Raw genomic sequence first — 19254 nt, 5'->3', positions numbered from 1 at the left:
GTGGCGTACGGCCATGCGGTTCGTGCGCAGGAACCGTCGAAGCTCAGCTCGTGACGGCGGGCAGGTCGATCACGCGGTCGAGCGCGTCGAACGCGATGGGGTGGTGGCTCACCATGACGACGGTGCGTCCGGTGCTCGCGGTGAGCAGGTCGCGGACGACGGCGTCGGCGGTCGGTCCGTCGAGGTGGGCGACGGGCTCGTCGAGCAGGATGACGGGGCGCTCGGAGAGCAGTGCCCGCGCAATGCCGAGCCGCGCCCTCTCGCCGCCGCTGATCGAGCGCTCGGTGGCGGTGGCCACCGACTCGGCCCCCGAACGTCCGGCGCTCACGAGGTATTCGCCGAGGTGCGTGTCGAGACCCTCGCCGAGTTCCGCGAGCCACGGCCCGAGGCCGGCGCGCTCGAGCGCGCGAAGCACGTCCGTGTCGTCCGCGTCAGGGCGGGCGAGCAGGAGGTTGGCGCGCAGCGAGCCGGCGAACAGGTGCGGGTCGTCATCGACGAAGGCGATGCCGTCGCGCACGGCGTCCAGCGGGAGGTCGCGGACGTCACGCTCGCCCCAGGCGTACGTTCCGCCGGTCGGGTCGAGGTGGCGCGCGAGGACGGCGAGAAGTGTCGACTTGCCGCACCCGTTGGGGCCGGTGACGGCGATGTGCTCACCGGGTGCGACATCGAGGGTGACAGGCCCGAGGTCGGTCTTCTCGCCGGTCCACGAAGCCGTCAGGTCACGCACGCGCAGGTGCGGCACCGTCTCGTCCGGCGCAGCCTCCGAGCCCGAATCCCGCACCGCCGGCTCCTGCGTGAGCAGCGCTTCGAGACGGTCGCGGGCGGCGGACGAGCGGGCGAGCGAGCCCACGGCGTCGGGGATGAGGCCGACGACATCGCCGAGGGCGAGCGGGGTGAGGAGCAGCAGCGCAGCGAAGGGTCCGTTGATCGTTCCGGCCTCGACCTCGCCGTCGAGAACCCACGCCATGGCGAGGGTTGCCACTCCCGTGACGGCGAGCGCGAGAGCCACTCCGACGGCGCGGCCGCGCGACTGGGCGAACGCGGCCTTCTCGACGTTCTTCTGCGCGTACGCGAGCCACGTCATCGGCTCGTCGGTGGCGCGGATGGCGCCGAGCTCGTTCGCTCCGGACGCCACGAGGTGCGCCACCCGGTCGACCTGGCCGCGCGCCGCGAGCGACGCCGCCTGGCCGCGGCGTTCGAGCGCGAGGTCGATCCACCCCACGAGGGCCGCCGCGACGACCGAGCCGAGCACGACGAAGCCCGCGGGCGGATGGACGACGAACGTCGTGACGACGGCAACGAGCGCGGCACCGACCGTCGTGATGAGTGGCACGACGACACGCACCTGGATGTCGACCTCGTCGTCCAGGTCGCGCACGACGCCGGAGAGAAGGTCGGCGCGGCGCTTCGTGCCCAGGCGCGCCGGGGTGAGCGGCACGAGCTGGCGGTAGGCCGCGGTTCGACGATCCGTGAGATCGGCCAGCGCGGCGTTGTGGGAGACGAGTCGCTCGACGTAGCGGAAAACCGGGCGCCCGATACCGAACGCGCGCACGGCGACGATGGCGGTGAGCAGGGTGAGGACGACGGGGCGCTCGCTGGCGCGCACGATGAGCCAGCCCGACGTAGCCGTCAGCGCAACGCCACACGCGAACGCGAGCGCACCGATGAGCCCGGCGAGCGTCACGCCGCGCACCGGCTTGAACAGCGGGCGTCGCTCCTGCGTTTCGGAGGTCATGCCGTCACCTCTTCGCGGATCGGGCGGGCCGTGAGACGCCACTGGTTGTCGGCGCGGGCCGCGAGTTCCTCGTCGTGCGTCACGACGACGACGGGCTTGCGCGCGGCGAGCGCGACGATCGCCTCACGGATGACCGCAGCACTCGCCGGGTCGAGGTGAGCGGTGGGCTCGTCGAGCAGGACGATGGCGGCGTCGGAGAGCCACGCGCGCGTCAGGACGAGGCGGGCGCGCTGGCCCGCGGAGAGGCCGAACCCTTCGTCGCCGAGGGAGGTGTTGACGCCGTCGGGCATGCCGAGGACGACGTCGTCGAAGCCGGTGGCGGCCATGGCCTCGCGGATCTCGTCGACGCTCGCGTCGTTGCCGAGCGTCAGGTTGGCGCGCACCGACATCGGCGCGATGAACGGACGCTGCGAGACGAGGTGCGTGCTCGGCACCTCGAGGCGCCCCGCCGTCGGGCGGCGCGCGCCGGCGAGCACTTCGAGGAGCGTCGACTTGCCGCATCCACTCGGGCCGGTGAGGGCGGTGAGGCCGTCGCGCACGACGGAGGTGACACCGCTGACGGCCGGGCTCTGTTGACCGGGGTAGGTGTAGGAGACGCCGCTCAGCATGGCGCGCGCGAGGCCGCCGGCCTGCTCGGGGGCGGGCGCGTGCCACGGCCGGGCGTCGTTGCCCGCGAGGAGCGAGTCGATGGCCTCGACGCCGTCGGCCGCCGCGTGGAACTCCTGCCCGACGCGGCGGATCGGCCAGTACGCCTCGGGCGCGATGAGGATGGCCATGAGGCCGGTGAGCAGCGAGACGTCGCCGTGGGCCATGCGCAGGCCGACGGCGACGGCGACCATGGCGACGGAGATCGTCGCGAGCAGGTCGAGCGCTGCGGAGGAGAGGAAGGCGATGCGCAGCGTGCGCATCGTGGCCGAGCGGTGACGTTCGCCGACGCGGTGGATCTGCTCGACCTGGTGCTCGCCCCGTCCGTAGGCCACGAGCGTCGGAAGGCCCGCGACGACGTCGGAGAAGTGTCCGGCGAGCATCGTCGTCTCGACCCATCGTTCCGCCGTGGCGCGCTGCGTGTAGCGGCCGATGAGCGCTGCGAAGACCGGCAGGAGCGGCAGCGTGACGATGACGATGAGGGCGCTCGGCCAGTCCACGACGAGCATCGCGGCGATGGCGAACACCGGCACGACGCCAGCTGTGACGAGAGCCGGAAGGTAGCGCGCGACGTACGGTTCGACGGCGGCCGCGCCCTTCGTGGCCATGGTGAGCATGGCGCTGGGGCCGGGGCGTTCGTCCGCCGTCTGCGTCATCCAGCGGCGCATCGCGCCCTCGCGAAGAGCCCCTGAGATGCGCGCGCCCGCGTGCGCGGCCACCGTCTCGGTCGATGCGTTGAGCACCCCGCGCAGGGTGAAGAGGCCCAGGACCCACAGGCCGGGCGTCCAGAACGAGTGGCCCTCGACGACGGCGACGACGAGGTGCGCCACGGCGACGGCCTGGGCGATCGCGACGGCTCCGCTGAGCCCTCCGATGAGGGCGAGCAGCGCGACCGGCAGCCGGGTGGCGGGCACGGCGCGCAGCAGGGCGGGGTCGAACGGGCGCATGGGTCTCATTGTCCCGCACCCGCCGGCGTTCGCGGGCACGGGATGGGGCGAACGGTGGCCGTCGTCATGTGGCACGCCTTAATCTCAGGGAGGCACGGACGAACAACGAGAGGTGGCGGCGTGGCTGTCGACATGACCTGGCTGCTCGGCGGAGTGGCGCTGCTGCTCGCCGTCTTCCTCCCGACGCTCGTGCGCAGCGTGCCGATCTCGACACCGCTTGTGCTGCTCGGCGTCGGTGTGCTGTTCGGTCTCATGCCGCTGCCGGAGGGCTTCTCGCTCGACCCGGCCATGCACAACACGTTCCTCGTCCACGCCGCCGAGGCCACCGTCCTCGTCGCGCTCATGGGCGTCGGGCTCGCGCTCGACCGCCCGCTGCGCCTGCGTCACGGCTCGTCCTGGCGCGCGTGGGCAGCGACGTGGCGTCTGCTCGGCGTCGCGATGCCGCTGTGCATCGCGGCGGTGGCGCTGCTCGGGTGGGGCATGGGCATTGCGGCGCCGACGGCGCTGCTCCTCGGCGCTGCACTTGCACCGACCGATCCGGTGCTCGCCTCCGACGTCCAGGTCGCCGGCCCCGAGACGCAGGAGATGGGTGTCGGCGACGAGGAGATCGACGAGTCCGACGAGGTGCGCTTCGCCCTCACCTCCGAGGCCGGCCTCAACGACGGCCTCGCGTTCCCCTTCATTTACGCCGCGATCGCGTGGACGATGGAGGGCGCACCCTCGCACTGGGCCCTGAAATGGATCGGCTGGGATCTCATCGGCAAGGTCGCCATCGGCGCCGTCGCGGGTGCGCTCGTCGGGTGGGTGCTCGGCAAGCTGTTCTTCCGTCTGCCCCACAAACAGTACCGGCTCGCCGACGCGGGGGAGCCGCTTGCGGCGCTCGCGGCCATCATGTCGGCGTACGGCCTGACGGAGGTGGTGGGCGGGTACGGCTTCCTCGCAGTGTTCGTCTGTGGTCTCGTACTGCGCGCCAGCGAGCGCGGCCACAGCTACCACGCCGAGATGCACTCGTTCATCGAGCGGCTCGAGCAGATCCTCACGCTGCTCATGCTGCTGTTGCTCGGCGCGTCGGCGACGAACGGGCTTCTGGCACACGCGGATTGGCGCAGCGTCGTCATCGCACTCGTGCTGATCTTCCTCATCCGCCCGGCTTCGGGCTGGATCAGCCTCGCAGGTCGCCGTGACGACACCGACCGCGCCGTCGGCCTCACGTCGCAGGAGCGGTGGGTGACGGCGTTCTTCGGCGTCCGCGGCATCGGCACGGTCTTCTACGTCGCCTACGCGACGGGGAAGGCGTCCTTCGACGGCGCGGAGTGGCTCTGGTCGACGGTCGCCGTCGTCATGATCGCGAGTGTCGTCGTCCACGGCATCGCCGTCACGCCCGCGATGAACTGGCTCGAACGTCACCGCACGAACCACCGTCGGGCGCTCGCGGACGCTTGATCCACCTGCGCCCCGGGGGCGCCTGCGCTGCACCCCGGCGCCGGGCTGGCCGGTCCGCACACGCGGGCGCGTTTTTTCACCCCTCGAGGTGAAAAACTGCGTGCAGGAATGCTTCTGGGGGCCGGTGGTGTTGTGATCGATGAGAGAGCTCATCGATCTGAAGGAGAGACCTCATGGCCTACCGCACCGAGAACCCCGCCACCGGCGTCGTCGAGAAGGAGTTCACCTCCGCGACGGATGCTGACGTCACCCGCGCCATCGAGCGCGCCGACGCCGCGTTCGGCACGTGGCGCACGACGGACGCGTCCGAGCGCGCCGCCGTCCTCGCCAAGGTCGCCGACATCTACGACGAGCGCGCCGACGAGCTCGCCCGCGTCATCGGCGCTGAGATGGGCAAGCCGCTCGCGCAGGCTCAGGGTGAGGTCGCGCTCGCGTCGTCGATCTTCCGCTGGTACGGCGAGCACGGTGAGGAGCTGCTCGTGGAGGAGCAGCTGAACATCGGTGACGACGCGAAGTCGCTCGTCGTCACCGACCCGATCGGTGTGCTCATGGGCGTCATGCCCTGGAACTTCCCGCACTACCAGGTCGCGCGGTTCGTCGCGCCGAACCTCATGCTCGGCAACACGATCCTGCTGAAGCACGCCTCGATCTGCGCGCGCACGGCCGAACTGATCGAGGAGATCCTCCACGCCGCGGGTGTGCCGCAGGATGCCTACATCAACCTGTTCGTCAGCAACGAGCAGATCACGTCGATCATCGAGGACCCGCGCGTGCGCGGCGTCTCGCTGACCGGTAGCGAGGGCGCCGGCAAGGCCGTCGCCGAGACCGCGTCGCAGAACCTCAAGAAGAGCGTCCTCGAACTCGGTGGCTCGGACGCGCTCATCGTCCTCGACGACGTCGACGTCGCCGAGACGGCGAAGGCCGTCGCCACCGCGCGCATGAGCAACGCTGGGCAGGCCTGCAACTCCCCGAAGCGCATCTTAGTTCCGTCGACGATGTTCGACGACTTCGTCAACGGCGTTGTCGCCACCGTCGAGGGCATGAAGGTCGGCAACCCGGACGACGAGGGCACGGACATGGGCCCGCTTTCGTCGGTCGAGGCTCGCGACGACGCGATCGCCCAGGTCGAGCGCGCCGTCGAGCAGGGTGCGACCCTGCGCACGGGTGGCACGGCGCTCGAGCAGGACGGCGCCTGGATGGCCCCCGCCGTGCTCACCGGTGTCACGCGTGAGATGGACGCCTTCAAGGAGGAGATCTTCGGGCCCGTCGCCGTCGTCTACTCCTACGACTCGATCGACGAAGCCGTCGAGCTCGCCAACGACTCCTCCTTCGGCCTGTCCGGCTCCGTCTGGGGCAAGGACACCGACAAGGCGGAGCAGATCGCCCGACGCCTCGAGGTGGGCATGACCTATGTCAACGAGCACGGCACGACGAAGGCCGGCCTGCCATTCGGTGGTGTGCGCCGCTCCGGTTATGGGCGTGAGCTCGGACGCTGGGGCTTCGGCGAATTCGCCAACACGAAGCTCGTCCGCGTCGCCAAGTGATCGATGCGTCGTGACCCGCGACGCGAGGAGGGAACAACCATGACTCGTTTCACCCGACTGATCGAATCCGTCCGGTCACTTGCCGAGCCGGCCCCGCCGGCGACCCGTGGGCAGGAGGTGGCCCGTCTCGGCCTCGGAACCTTCATGTCGTTCGCCGGTGTCTCGCACCTCACGTTCGCCCGCAAGGACTTCCAGGCGCAGGTGCCGGACTGGTTTCCGATGGACAAGGACGTCGTCGTCCTCGCCTCCGGTGTCGTCGAGGTCGCGCTCGGTGCGGCGATGCTCACCCTGCCGCAGCGTCGCGCCGCGGTGGGGGTGGCGCTCGCCGCCTTCTACGCCGCGATCTTCCCCGGCAACATCAGCCAGTACGCCGAGCGGCACGACGCCTTCGGCCTCGACACCGACACCAAGCGCCTCGTCCGCCTGTTCGGCCAGCCCGCCCTCATCGCTGCGGCGCTGTCGGCGGCTGGGTTCCCCCGACGCGGTTCGCGTCGCTGATCTCACCGTTTCGCACCCAAGAGAAGTGCCTCACCAACAACAAGTGACGACTCGCCCCGACGCGAACGCCACGCGCTGCTGCGCACTGAATCAGCAAGGAGATTGACATGTCCAACGTTCTCTTCGTCGTCACCGGCGCCCGCTCCTGGACCCTGGCCGACGGCTCGAGCGTCCCGACGGGTTACTGGGCGGAAGAACTTCTCACCCCCTACCGTCTGATCACCGGGGCAGGTCACTCGGTCACGTTCGCCACGCCCGGTGGTGTGACGCCGGTGGCCGATGAGGTCAGCCTCGCCCCCGACGCGAACGGCGGCGCTGACGTGCGTCCTGACCTCGACGCGATCGACGGCCTGCAGCACCCCATGAAGCTCGAGGACGCCGTCCTCGGCGACTATGACGCGGTGTTCTACCCGGGTGGGCACGGCCCGATGGAAGACCTTGCGCAGGACGCCACGTCCGGCAAGCTCATCGCTGACGCGCTCGAGGGCAGCAAGCCTGTCGCGATCGTGTGCCACGGCCCGGCAGCGCTGCTTCCGGCGCGGACGGCGGCGGGCGAGCCCGTCGTCGCCGGACGCAAGATCACCGGCTTCTCGAATGAGGAGGAGAAGGCCGCCGGCAAGGCTGACAAGGCCAAGTGGTTGCTGGAGGACCGGCTGCGCGAACTCGGCGCTGACGTCTCGACCGGCCCCGCCTGGCAGCCGTTCACCGTCGTCGACGGTGACCTGCTGACGGGTCAGAACCCGGCATCGTCCGAGGCGCTCGCCAAGAAGCTGCTCGAGCGCCTGAGCTGAGCCTGGCTGCGCGACGCGCGAACATGCCGAAGGCGCCTGGATCCCCGTGGGGTCCAGGCGCCTTCGGTTTTCACGGGCGGCCGGCGAACGGCCGATTGGGTTCGGCTCTCACGTGGCGTGGCGCCTCGTCGTGCGAGATGAACGGGCTCAGTCCGCTGCCCCGCGCATCATGGGGATTCTCGCGACGAGGACGACCAGCGAGGTGAGCGCGCAGAAGAGAGCCGGGCTCGCGCCGATGGACAGGCGTGTCGTGAGCAACCCCGCTGCGAGACGAGGTGTGTGCTCGGCACCTCGATGCGCCCGGACGTCGGCCGACGAGCGCCGGCGGGCAGCTTGAGCAGCGTCGACTTGCGTCGTCGTGCACGGCATCGCCGTGACATCCGTGATGGGATGGCTCGAGCGAGACCGGGAGGGTCCCTCGGCGCCTGAGCGCGAAGGCGCCACGGCTCTCGCTGAGGGAGGAACGGCATGACGACGTACCGACGCGACCGCTTCGACGGCTACATCGCGGGCGCAGGCTCGACGTCCGGGCGGCGCTTCGTCGTCGGGGTGTGGGAGCGTTCGCCCCTCGGTGCGTTCGCCGACGTCATGGTGGCGCACCCCGACGGGTGCCGGGAGTTGCTGGCCCCGAGCGAGCAGGTGGCCGAGTACGTGTCGGGCACCTACCAGTTCGATGGGGTGACGCTCGTCGATGTCGTGGTGGATCGCTCGGTTCGTGACGGGGGCGAGCGATGGGTGGTCCAGGCAGGTGAGCTGCAGCTGTCGCTCGCAGTGGGAGGGCGACTGCTCCTGGCTGCGCCGTTGCTGCCGGTGCGCGGGCCGCTCGTCCACCCGCTCACGGCCCGCCTCATCGACCCCGTGGCGCGCCGGGTGATGACGGGCGTGCGCACCTCGGGTACGGCGGGCAACGGGCGGCGCGAGCACTATCTCGCCCAGGATCTGCATGCCGTCGAGCACATCGAGGGCACGTGGGCGGGCGAGCCGGTGGGAGCGCTGGCCGACGTCGCGCCCGAGCCGAACTTCGGGTTCAGTTCTACCCCGCGCCGCCCCGCCGTCACCCGCGTGACGACGTTCGTCGAGGTGCCCCGGTAGTCGGTGAACGGCGCCGGCGCGTGCGGCCGCTCCGCGACCGTGCTCAGACGAATGAACCGCGTGTCACTGCTGTGACATTGCCTCTCGCACGGCCTCCAGCCACATGACGACGGCAGTGGCGCCCGGGTCTTCGTACCCCTTCGCGCGCTCACCGAGATAGCTGGCGCGCCCCTTGGTGGCGACGGCGTCCGAAGTTCGGGCGGCACCCTCCCGGGCGGCCGTCACGACGGCGTCGATGCCCGAATCGGCCGCGTCCGCGGCAGGCTGCAGGGCGTCGACCATCGTGCCGTCACCGGGCTGGGCGCCGCCGAGTTCCCGGACGCCCGTGACGCCAGCGCGTAAAGCGTCACCCCACGACGCCCCGTCCGCGAGTGCCTGCGCGGCGCGCAGAAGAAGCATCCCGTACAGCGGGCCCGACGTGCCGCCGATCGCCCGTCGGCATCGCGCGGAGAGTTCCTGGAGCAACGAGGCCGCGTCGCCTTCGCCGGGGTCGTCGAGCCAGGCCCGGGCGCCGCGAGCGAGCGCCGATCCGAGGTCGCCGTCGCCGACGTGCTGGTCGGCCGCATCGAGTTCGGTGCGTGCGCGCAGAAGGCGCTCGCAGGCAGCGTCGATGACCTGGCGCACGAACGGGTCGGCCTCGCCCGCCGGGCCCCCAGCGCGGTCGGCGGATTCAGGGGTCGTCACGACGCTGAGGGCCGGGCGCCGAGCGTCCGGGAACCCCGGCCACGCGGGCGACGCGGTGGGTGTGTCGAGCAGGTCGAGAAGACCGTCGTCAACGGGCAGGAGTGACACGTGCGCACCGGACATGTCGAGGGAGGTGAGTACCGGGCCGGCCCAGAGACGCTCGACGACGACGCCCCGATTCGTCAGGGCGGTGTGCGCACCCCGCGCGACGATGTCGAGTTCGCTCGGCGGGGTGGCGCCGGCGGTGCCGACGAGGGCGACGACGCGGTCACCGTCGACGATCTCGCGGTCGTCGAGGATCCGCCCGACGAGCGTCTGTGCGATGTCGTCGGCGCTGGTGAGGCGCGTGCGCTCGACGCCGGGTTCACCGTGGATGCCGAGGCCGAGCTCGATCTCGTCGTCACCGAGTTCGAAGCTCGGTGCGTCCGCGCCGGGGGTGGTGCAGGGGGCGAGGGCGACGCCCATGGTGCCGAGGTGTCCGGTCACCCGTGTGGCCACGTCGTGCACCTCTCGCAGTGTGCTCCCGGATTCCGCAGCGGCTCCCGCTACCTTGTGGACGAGGACGGTACCCGCGAGACCGCGCCGTCCTGCGTGTGTGTCGTCGTCGCTGAGCGCCACGTCGTCTCCGACGACGACCATTTCGACGTCGAGGCCGTCATGGCGGGCGAGTTCGGCGGCCATTCCGAAGTTGAGGCGGTCGCCGGTATAGCTCTTGACGATCAACAGGCAGCCGGCGTCACCGGTGACGGCGCGGATGGCGTCGAGCACCGCGTCGACGCTGGGCGAGGCGAACACGCCGCCACTGACGGCGGCCGTCAGCATGCCGTGTGCCACGTATCCGGCGTGCGCCGGCTCGTGACCCGCGCCGCCGCCGGAGATCAACGCCACCGGCACCGTCGCGCGGTTGTCATCGTTCACGACCCGGTCGGTGCGAACGACCGTCTGGCTCGAGCCGAGCAGGCTGACGTTCGGCTGAAGCAGCACGCGTCCCTCGAGCGATTCCCGAACCACGGCGTCCGCGTCGTTGATGAGTTTCTTCATACGTTCATGCAAGCACGAACAGGGCCCGAACGGTCGGGATGAGATCGCCTGTGCGGTGGGTGAATGATGTGAACACCTGGGAAAGCAAGACTCTTCGAGAAGCGGTTCGCTCTTGGGCCGGCTACGAGGATGCGGAGCGCTGGGTCGACCGGGCATATCGCGAATACGCCGCTGAGGCAGGTCGACCCACAGAGCCGTGTGAGCCGAGCAGCCCAGTGTCACGGAGGAAGTCGTCGGGCTTGCGGCTCTGTGCGACCTCTCGCGCTCAATCTTTGAGATCTTGAGTGGGCTCGACCCCACCGAGGACGACGCAGGTCTGAGCGGTCTCGTGCCACCACTCGATTTGGGTCTCTACTGCGGAGCGAACGGCCTGTTCCCAAGCGGTGACCGTGCCGACAGCGAAGGGGAATTGGCGACCCTCGCGCGAAATCATGCGTTCCGTCCTGTGGTGAGTGGACTCGTCAAGCGATGCGGTCGCGAGGCCGTCTTCGCGTCCCTCGTGCACGCGTACGAGGGCGAGCATGGGCGAACCGACGGGCTGCAGAATGGCTCTTCGAGCATCCTGAATGAGCGCCTAGACGTCGACACCCAGCGGGCCTGTGACTGGTTCGTTGACCAGGCGAGATGAGTCGCAAAGACGCCGAACGCCGCCGCCCGAATCGGGCGGCGGCGTCCTCGTGCGACAAGCGAAACTCAGTGCACCTTGATCGGGTCGGGCCTGCTCGGGTCGACGGCCTCCGGAATGTGCTTGGTCGTGATGCGCTTGCGGAAGACCCAGTACGTCCAGCTCTGGTAGAGCACCACGAGCGGCGTGAAGATGAGCGCCACCCACGTCATGATGACGAGCGTGTGGTGCGAGCTCGACGCGTTCTCCGTGGTGAGCGACCAGGCCGCGTTCGTCGTGCTCGGCATGACGTTCGGGAACAGCATGACGAAATACGTCAGCACGAACAGCGCGATGGCCACGAACGTGCCCGCGAAGGCTGCGCCCTCCTTGCCGCGCAGGTTGAACGCGAGAGCCGCGAGGAAGAACAGAGCCACGAGCACCGACGTCACCCACGAGGTCACAGTTCCGACCTCGATGCCGAGCCACACGAGCAGCACGACGGCGAGCACGGCAGCGGCAAGCCCCGTCTTCGTCGCGAGCGCCCGCGCGTCGTGACGGACGGCGCCGTCCGTCTTGAGCGCGACGAAGAAGCAGCCGTGCGTCATGAAGACGAGCATCGTCACGACACCGCCGAGCAGCGACAGCGGGTTGAGCAGCGTGAAGAGGTTGCCGGTGAACTCCATGTCGGCGTTGATCGGCAGGCCGCGCACCATGTTCGTCAGGGCGACACCCCACAGGATCGCGGGGATGAACGAGCCGACGATGATTGCCGTGTCCCAGCCCTTGCGCCACGCCACCGAGTCGCGCTTGTGGCGGTACTCGAAGCCCATGTTCCGCACGATGAGGCCGACGAGGATGATGAGCAGCGGCAGATAGGCCGCGGAGAACAGCGTCGCGTACCAGTTCGGGAACGCCGCGAACGTCGCGCCACCGGCGGTGAGCAGCCACACCTCGTTGCCGTCCCACACCGGGCCGATCGTGTTGAGCAGCACGCGGCGGCGCTTCTCGTTCTCGCCGATGTGGTCGGTGACGGGGTCCGTCACCTCCCCGGCCTGACCTGCAGCAGCGTCAGTCGTCGAGTCAGCCTTGCCCTTGCCGAGCACCGGCAGGAGCATGCCGACGCCGAAGTCGAAGCCCTCGAGGACGAAGTAGCCCGTCCACAGGACGCCGATGATGATGAACCAGAAAGTGGTGAGTTCCATCGTTCAACTTCCCTGTCAGTACGCGAACGAGAGTTCGTCGTCGTTCTTCGAACCGTCGGAGTGCCCACCGGGCAGGTCTTCCCCGTCGTCGGCGACGGGTTCGGCGCCCTTCCTCATGTAGTCCATGAAGAGCTTCACCTCGACCACGGCGAGTGCTCCGTAGAGGAGCGTGTAGACGATCATCGAGGTGAGCACCTCGCCGGCGGAGACGCTCGGGCTGACGCCCTGCTTCGTCGTCATGACGCCGTAGACGACCCACGGCTGGCGGCCGATCTCGGTGAAGATCCAACCGATGCTCATGGCGAAGACGGGGGACAGGGCGCCGACGAGGGCGGCGGGGCCCATCCAGCGGTTGACGGGGTTGCGACCCTTACGGGTGATCCACAGGACCCACACGCCGATGGCCATGCAGATGCCGCCCCAGCCCATCATCCAGCGGAAGCTCCAGTACGACCACATCATGTTGGGCGTGTAGCTGTCCGCGGAGGTGAGCTTGCCCTCGTTGAACTTCTTCTGCAGTTCCGGTTCGAGGTCGTTGACGCCCTCGACCTTGCCGTGGAAGTCGCCCGTAGCGAGGAAGCTGAGCAGGTTCGGCACGGTGACGGCGAACTTCTCCTCCTTGCCGTCGCGGGTGCCGACGGTGAAGATCGAGAACGGGGCGTCCTTCTCGTATGTGTCGTAGAGGGCTTCCGCGGCGGCCATCTTCATCGGCTGCACCTCGGTCATCACCTTGCCCTGGAGGTCTCCGGTGACGACGACGCCGAGGCTCGCGACGAGCATGACGATGGCGCCGACGCGCGAGGCCTTGCGGTACATCGTGAGGTCGTCGGCGGTGGGGGCGACCTTCGTCGCGCCGCCCGTCTCGACGGCGTCAGCGGCCGCGCGGGCCTCGAGGGTGCGCTTGCGCAGGTTCCAGAGCATGACGCCCATGGCGACGGCGCCGCCGACCATGTACGAGCTGAACGCGACGTGGGGGAAGGTGACGAGCTGCACCTTGTTGAGCAGCACGGCGCCGAAGTCGACGAGCTCGGCGCGCTGGGTCTCCGGGTTGAAGCGGTAGCCGACCGGGTTCTGCATGAACGAGTTGGCGGCGAGGATGAAGTACGCCGACAGCAACGTGCCGATGTGCACGAGCCAGATGCAGGCGGCGTGAATCTTGCGCGGCAGGCGGCCCCAGCCGAAGATCCACAGGCCGAGGAACGTCGACTCGAGGAAGAACGCGAGCAGCGCCTCGATCGCGAGCGGCGCACCGAAGATGTCACCGACGAAGCGCGAGTAGTCGCTCCAGTTCATGCCGAACTGAAACTCCTGCACGATGCCGGTGACGAGGCCCAGGGCAAAGTTGATGGTGAACAACTTGCCGAGGAACTTGGCGAGGCGCAGGTGCTGGGTGTTACCCGTGCGCAGCCATGCGGTGTGGTAGCCGGCGACCAGGGCCGAAAGGCCGATCGTGATCGGCACGAACAGGAAGTGGTAAACGGTCGTGATGGCGAACTGCCACCGCGCCAGTTCCAGGACATCCATCGGTTGTGACCCCTCGACGAGACTTGTGAAGACTTTCACAAGAAAGGCTACTCAGGAGTTTCCGATCTCCAGAGGACCTAGGTCCTCACTTGCGGGTGGGATGTGTCACGGGCCTCACTTGCCCGTGGAACCCGATGCGCCGGAACCGGACTGGCCGCCCAGCACGGACGTGATCGGCTTCGCTCCCGAGGGGGCCCTGTACGTCTCGACGGAGTTCCACTTCGAGAACGTGTAGTTCGCCTTCGTGTTCGTCAGCTTCGAGCTGTAGTTCTCGATCTTGACGACCTGCGGCTTGTCGTCACGGGTGACGACGAGCTTGACCGCGTCCTTTGCGTCGGAGGCGCTGACGGTGTACGTGTCCTTGCCCGCGGTCTTCGTCTCGGCGACCTTGGCGTCCTTCGACGCAAGCTTCTTACCGTCCTCGGAGTCGAAGAACTCGGTGAGCATCTGCTTGACGTCGAGCGCCGGGTTGGAGGCGGGATCGTTGGCCGCGCCCTTCCACCACTTGCCGTTGAGCTTCTTCGCGTCGGTGGCGTTGGCGCCGATCTGCTGCCAGAAGTCGGTGTTGGCCTTGAGGTAGGCCTGCTTGCCGATGACGAGCCCCTCGGAGGAGGCCTTGCCCTGCGTCTGGATCTGCTTCTGGTTGGAGCCGTTCGTCGCGCCGTAGGCGCTGAACGTCGTGCGCGTGCCGTTGACGGAGCCGACGATGTCGACGGAGGTCGACTTGGCGGACGTCGACGAGGACTTGGCGTCCTTCGTGAGGTCAGCGGCGCTCGGGGTTCCGCCGCAGGCGCTCAGGGCGAGGAGGGCGGCGCCCGTCGTCAGCGTGGCGGCAGCCGTGGTGCGCAGCGTCATGAGGGGTGACTCCGTATCGCGTCGGGGAGGCTCGGCGGTGAGCCACTGTGCCAAACGCGCGTGGCGCGCCCAAAGTGCCCGGCGTGTCGGGTGGGTGGGATCAGGTCGTGGAGGAGGCTTCGACGGGCGGACGCGTCAGGGTGGTCTTCGGGGCCACGATGTCGGAGTAGTCACCGTCGTAACCGGAGAGCTCGTCGATGCCGGTGCCATCGCCGTCGGTCCCGTACCCCTCGACCTTGCGGATCTGATTGCTCTTGGGATCGATCCAGGCCCTCAGCACACCGTTTTCGTTCTCCACGCAGTACATCCGCTGCCCGTCCAGTGTCTCCATGGTGACCGAGGCGGCCTTGCCGGTGAGCGCCTGGACGATCTCGCTGTCCTCCTCGAGGAGTTCGTCGACGTGAGGCACGATTGTCATGTCCTCGATGGCGGTGCGTGTCCATTCGTCGTCGGGCGAACGCGTCCAACGGTTCGCGTAGTCAGTGGCGTACTCGCCCCAGTACGTCGCATCTCCCTTGACGTAGAGCGTCGCGCCGATGAGGCGCAGTTCTTCTGTGCCGTAGTCGAGTTGCGTGTAGGTCAGTGCTTGGGGCGTACCGATGATTCGGCCCCGTCTCGTCGTGGTGGACATTTCGCCGCCGGGCACGGTGATCGTCGTGCGGATGGTGAGAGTCTTCGTCCGGACGAGCACGTCCTGGGCTCGCGAGATGAGGACGGACGCGGTCGGCAGGTTGTCGGTGCTCGGCAGATTGTCCGTGCTCGGTGTGGCGGCCGGGGTGGTCGACGTGGTGCTCGAGTTCAAGGTGGTCTTCGCCGGCGCGACGCTCTTGCCGGCGACGCTGCATCCACCGAGAACGGCGAGGGCGAGCGGCGCGCTGACGAGAGCCTGCACGCGGCGAGCGCGAGGGGTGGTTGTCAAGGCGGTTCGTCTCCGAGGGGTCGTCAATCGGAGCGAGCGCTCGACTGCGCGCTCATCATGGCACGCGGGTTCGGCGCGCCACCAGAGCGTCAGGTCGTCTTCTCGGTGCCGGACTCGGGGTCGGCAGAACCCAGGTCGAGCGCGCCCTTGGGGGCGGTGACCTCGAACTTCTCGTTCCAGCGCGAGAAGGAGGCCAGCGAGAACTCGTCCTCACCGGGTGAGGCGTCCTCGATCTTGAGCAGGTTGTACTTGCCGTCGGCGCTCGCCCAGACGACGGTGTCACCGTCGGCGCCAGTGATCTTGTACGCCTCCACCCCGTCGACGGTGTCTCGGGTGAGCTCGGCGTCGTCGGAGGCGAGCGTCTTCCACTTCGGGTCGCTGTCGTCGGTCATCGCGTCGAAGATCGGCTTGATCGACATGTCGTCGAGATCGTTGTCGTCCCAGGTCGACGCAGGTGCCTTGACCCAGCGGTCGGCGAACGACGACGCGTCCGGGAGCGTGGGGTCGTCCTCCGCGACGGCGTTCCAGTAGGCGTCGTCGCCCTTGAGGTAGATGTCGGAGCCGATGCGCCGCAACGTGAAGTTGCCGATCTCGTCGCTCGTGAAAACGATGTCGCTCGGGTCGGTGTCGAGGTCTCCGGTGATGATCGCCCGCGGCGACTCCTCGTCCATCGCGTCACGACCGTCGACCCGCAGCGAGGTGTAGGCGTCGATGCGGTCCTGCGTCTTGCTCCACGCAGCCGTGGCGGAGGGCAGTGTCGTGCTCGATGAGCTGGACGAACTCGAGGACGACGCCGGCGTCGCCGCGCCCGAACGCGACGGCGCCGCCGCGTCCGAGCCCATCGTGCACCCCGAAAGCGTCACCGCGAGAAGCGCGGAGACGGCCGAGGCCACGCTGAGGGGACGCAGCGGCGCCGTCGTCGTCATCGGAGCGTCAGCCCTTGATGAGGTCGGTCATCTTCTTGGCGCCGCTCGGCGCCTTGATGCCGTAGTCCTTGTCGTGCGAGAGGAAGTTGACGGTCGTCATCTCGTCGTTGGAGGAGGACGAGGTCTTGGCCTCCCAGCCCTCGACCTTGAGGACGTCGCGCGAGTCCTCCTTCGAGACCCAGGCCTTGACCTTCTTGTCCTCGCTCTCGATCTTCCACGCGTCCTTGCCGTCGACCTTCTCGTCGGTGACGGTGGCCTTGTCCGACAGCAGCTTCTTGTTGGACGCGTTGTTGTCGTCCTTGAGCTCCTTGACGAGGTCCTTGAGCGTGTCGCTCGCGTCCTCGCTGTTGCTCTCGGGGGACTCGACCCACTTGTCGGCCATCATCGACGTCATCGCGCTCGATGCGCCGCTGTTGCCCATCGCGGACTTCCAGTAGGCGGAGTCGGCCTTGATGTAGGACTTGCTGCCCACGATGACGGCCTCCATCTTGCCGCCCTCCATCTCGCCCGAGAGCGTCTGCGGGTCGCCGTCGACGTCACCCTTGATCGTGAAGCTCGCCGGCTTGCCGTTGCTCTTGCCCGAGGCCTTGACCTCCATGCTCTTGTACTTGCCGGCCGACTCCTGGGAGGCGTTCCAGGCGTCCTTGGCCTTGGGGGCTTCTTCGCCGCCGCAGGCCGTCAGGCCCATCGTGGCGGTGGCGGCGATTGCGACGGCGGCAGCCGTGCTGCGGAGCTTCATGGTGTTTCCTCCCGTGGGGTGCAATTCTTCGTTGTCAGTCTTACAGACTCGGGGAGTCCGACGCCGCCGGCCTCGCTGAGGTTCCGCCCGAGTTCTCACGCACTGGGCCGGCGGGGCCGTGCGACGTAGCAGAACTGATTTGCGCCGCCGCTCTAACCTTGACGTATGGCAGATCCAATCGCTTCGTTGACCGGTTTCGTTCAGAACGCCATCGCCACGTCGTTCGGCGAGGAGTGGCGAGACGCGGACCCGGTCATCCGACCTGCCAACAAGAAGCAGACGAGCGCCGACGTCCAGGTCAACGCGGCGATGGCGCTCGCGAAGAAGGTGGGCAAGAACCCGCGCGAGGTGGCGACGGCCATCGTCGAGGCCCTCAAGGCGGACTCCGCTGCGATGCAGCTCATCTCGGACGTCGCGATCGCCGGCCCGGGCTTCCTCAACATCACGCTGTCGACGGACTGGGTGGCCGCGGAGGCTTCCACGATCCTGGCCGACGGCACCCTCGGCGTCCTGCCCCCGAGCAAGCTCGAGGTCATTCCGCTCGACTACTCCTCGCCGAACGTCGCGAAGGAGATGCACGTCGGTCACCTGCGCACGACGGTCGTCGGTGACTCGCTCGCGCGCGTGCTCGAGCGCCTCGGGCACACCGTCGTGCGCCAGAACCACGTCGGCGACTGGGGCACGCCGTTCGGCATGCTCATCGAGCACTTGCTCGAGGTCGGCGAGAACAGCCCGGAGGCGGAGCTTCTCGAGACCGACCCCAACGCGTTCTACCAGGCCGCGCGCGTCAAGTTCGACACGGCGGAGAAGGCGGAGCCGGCCGGCTCGAAGGGCGACTTCAACATGCGGGCCCGCAAGCGGGTGACGCTGCTGCAGGGCGGCGACCCGGAGACGCTGGCGCACTGGAACAAGCTCATGGACCGCTCCAAGGCGTACTTCAACCGGGTGTACTCGACGCTCGGCGTGACGCTGACGGACGCCGACCTCGCGGGTGAGTCGACGTACAACGACGAACTCGCGGGCATTTGTGAGGACCTCGAGTCGCGCGGTATCGCGCGGATCTCCGACGGCGCGCTGTGCATCTTCCAGGACGAGTTCACCGGCCGTGACGACGCTCCCGTGCCGCTCATCATCCGCAAGAGCGACGGCGGCTACGGCTACGCGACGACCGACCTCGCCACCGTCCGGCACCGCTCGCAGGATCTGCTCGGCGACCGGCTCGTCTACGTCGTCGGCGCGCCGCAGAACCTGCACTTCCGCATGACGTGGTCGGCGGCGGACAAGGCGGGCTACATCCGGCCGGAGTCGACGCCGATCCACGTGCAGATCGGTTCGGTGCTCGGCGCGGACGGCAAGATGCTCAAGACGCGTTCGGGTGACTCGGTGCGGCTCATGGAGCTGCTCGACGAGGCCATCGAGCGCGCCGAGAAGGTCGTCGCGGAGTCGAAGGCCGACATGACGGACGCCGAGCGCGCCGTCGTCGCGCGCCAGGTCGGCATCGGCGCGGTGAAGTACTCGGACCTGTCGGTCTCCCACGACAGCGAGTACACGTTCGACTTCGACCGCATGCTCGCGCTCACCGGCAACACGGGCCCGTACCTGCAGTACGCCGCCACGCGTATCCGCTCGATCCTCGCCAAGGCCGCCGACGCGGGTGCGACGCCTGCGTCCGCCATCACGATCGGTGAGGACGCCGAGCGCGCGCTCGCGCTGAAGCTGCTCGACTACGGCGCCGTCGTCGCGCTTGTCGGCGAGACGCTCGAACCGCACCGGCTCGCCGCGTACCTCTTCGAACTCGCGACGGCGTTCACGGCCTTCTACGAGAAGTGCCCGGTGCTCAAGGCCGACGACGACGCCGTGCGCGACTCGCGCCTCGCCCTGTGCGCACTGACGCTGCAGGTGCTCAGCGACGGCCTCGGCCTCCTCGGCATCGAGACGCCCGAGAAGATGTGACGCCCCAGCGGCGTTTGCGTTGGGGGCCTTGGTGCAGCTGACGCACTTCGGTGCAGCTGATGCGGTTTGAGCAGGCTCAGAGTGCGTCAGGTGCACCCAACTGCGTCAG

The 19254-nt window shown here is 68.7% G+C and carries 15 protein-coding genes; 6 read left to right on the top strand and 9 right to left on the bottom strand.

Translation table 11 applies throughout. The features are described from left to right. Positions 1 to 43: 43 nt before the first annotated feature. On the bottom strand, positions 44 to 1735 hold the full coding sequence (gene cydC, locus H7F30_RS01565; RefSeq protein ID WP_187036286.1) for a thiol reductant ABC exporter subunit CydC: 1692 nt from the start codon (positions 1733 to 1735) through the stop codon (positions 44 to 46). Next, positions 1732 to 3327: a thiol reductant ABC exporter subunit CydD gene (gene cydD, locus H7F30_RS01560; RefSeq protein ID WP_187036284.1), complete on the bottom strand. Its 1596-nt coding sequence runs from the start codon at positions 3325 to 3327 to the stop codon at positions 1732 to 1734. The genes cydC and cydD overlap by 4 nt, the downstream gene beginning before the upstream one ends. Positions 3328 to 3447: 120 nt before the next feature. On the opposite strand from cydD, the gene H7F30_RS01555 reads away from it, so the two are divergent. The 5 genes from H7F30_RS01555 (at position 3448) to H7F30_RS01535 (ending at position 8695) form a co-directional block, all read left to right on the top strand. Further along, positions 3448 to 4770 (top strand): sodium:proton antiporter, encoded by a 1323-nt coding sequence (locus H7F30_RS01555; protein ID WP_222617827.1) that lies wholly within the window; start codon positions 3448 to 3450, stop codon positions 4768 to 4770. A 173-nt stretch (positions 4771 to 4943) separates the two neighbouring features. Further along, positions 4944 to 6314: an NAD-dependent succinate-semialdehyde dehydrogenase gene (locus H7F30_RS01550; RefSeq protein ID WP_187036281.1), complete on the top strand. Its 1371-nt coding sequence runs from the start codon at positions 4944 to 4946 to the stop codon at positions 6312 to 6314. 39 nt (positions 6315 to 6353) lie between these two features. Continuing rightward, positions 6354 to 6812 (top strand): hypothetical protein, encoded by a 459-nt coding sequence (locus H7F30_RS01545; RefSeq protein ID WP_187036279.1) that lies wholly within the window; start codon positions 6354 to 6356, stop codon positions 6810 to 6812. 107 nt (positions 6813 to 6919) lie between these two features. Next, on the top strand, positions 6920 to 7603 hold the full coding sequence (locus H7F30_RS01540; protein WP_187036278.1) for a type 1 glutamine amidotransferase domain-containing protein: 684 nt from the start codon (positions 6920 to 6922) through the stop codon (positions 7601 to 7603). Positions 7604 to 8071: 468 nt separating this feature from the next. Beyond that, positions 8072 to 8695 (top strand): hypothetical protein, encoded by a 624-nt coding sequence (locus H7F30_RS01535; RefSeq protein ID WP_047310648.1) that lies wholly within the window; start codon positions 8072 to 8074, stop codon positions 8693 to 8695. A gap of 63 nt (positions 8696 to 8758) precedes the next feature. Here the strand turns inward: H7F30_RS01535 and H7F30_RS01530 are convergent, their stop codons facing one another. From H7F30_RS01530 to H7F30_RS01500, 7 genes are all read right to left on the bottom strand, one after another. Continuing rightward, the gene (locus H7F30_RS01530) at positions 8759 to 10420 is read right to left on the bottom strand and encodes a dihydroxyacetone kinase family protein (protein ID WP_187036276.1); all 1662 of its coding nucleotides are present in this window, start codon (positions 10418 to 10420) and stop codon (positions 8759 to 8761) included. A gap of 693 nt (positions 10421 to 11113) precedes the next feature. Then, positions 11114 to 12229 carry a cytochrome d ubiquinol oxidase subunit II gene (cydB, locus tag H7F30_RS01525; protein WP_187036274.1) on the bottom strand — a complete coding sequence of 372 codons (1116 nt, stop codon included), beginning with the start codon at positions 12227 to 12229 and terminating at the stop codon, positions 11114 to 11116. Between the two features lie 15 nt (positions 12230 to 12244). After that, complete coding sequence (locus H7F30_RS01520) at positions 12245 to 13753, bottom strand: cytochrome ubiquinol oxidase subunit I (protein ID WP_047310644.1); 1509 nt, start codon at positions 13751 to 13753, stop codon at positions 12245 to 12247. A gap of 114 nt (positions 13754 to 13867) precedes the next feature. After that, positions 13868 to 14608 (bottom strand): hypothetical protein, encoded by a 741-nt coding sequence (locus tag H7F30_RS01515; RefSeq protein ID WP_187036273.1) that lies wholly within the window; start codon positions 14606 to 14608, stop codon positions 13868 to 13870. A gap of 100 nt (positions 14609 to 14708) precedes the next feature. Then, a complete protein-coding gene (locus H7F30_RS01510; RefSeq protein WP_129666433.1) occupies positions 14709 to 15527 on the bottom strand; it encodes a hypothetical protein in 819 nt (272 codons plus the stop codon). Between the two features lie 89 nt (positions 15528 to 15616). Continuing rightward, complete coding sequence (locus H7F30_RS01505) at positions 15617 to 16453, bottom strand: hypothetical protein (protein WP_187036271.1); 837 nt, start codon at positions 16451 to 16453, stop codon at positions 15617 to 15619. A gap of 7 nt (positions 16454 to 16460) precedes the next feature. Beyond that, entirely contained in the window at positions 16461 to 17192 is a 732-nt protein-coding gene (locus tag H7F30_RS01500; RefSeq protein WP_187036268.1) for a hypothetical protein, read from the bottom strand. Between the two features lie 165 nt (positions 17193 to 17357). Between H7F30_RS01500 and argS the strand changes: the two genes are divergently transcribed. Beyond that, the gene (argS, locus tag H7F30_RS01495; protein ID WP_187036266.1) at positions 17358 to 19145 is read left to right on the top strand and encodes an arginine--tRNA ligase; all 1788 of its coding nucleotides are present in this window, start codon (positions 17358 to 17360) and stop codon (positions 19143 to 19145) included. The last annotated feature ends 109 nt before the right edge of the window (positions 19146 to 19254 follow it).

The organism is Dermacoccus sp. PAMC28757, assembly GCF_014302635.1.
GTDB classification, from domain to species: domain Bacteria; phylum Actinomycetota; class Actinomycetes; order Actinomycetales; family Dermatophilaceae; genus Dermacoccus; species Dermacoccus abyssi.
The sequence above is the reverse complement of the archived record's forward strand: the minus strand, read 5'-3'. Positions and strand labels throughout refer to the sequence as shown.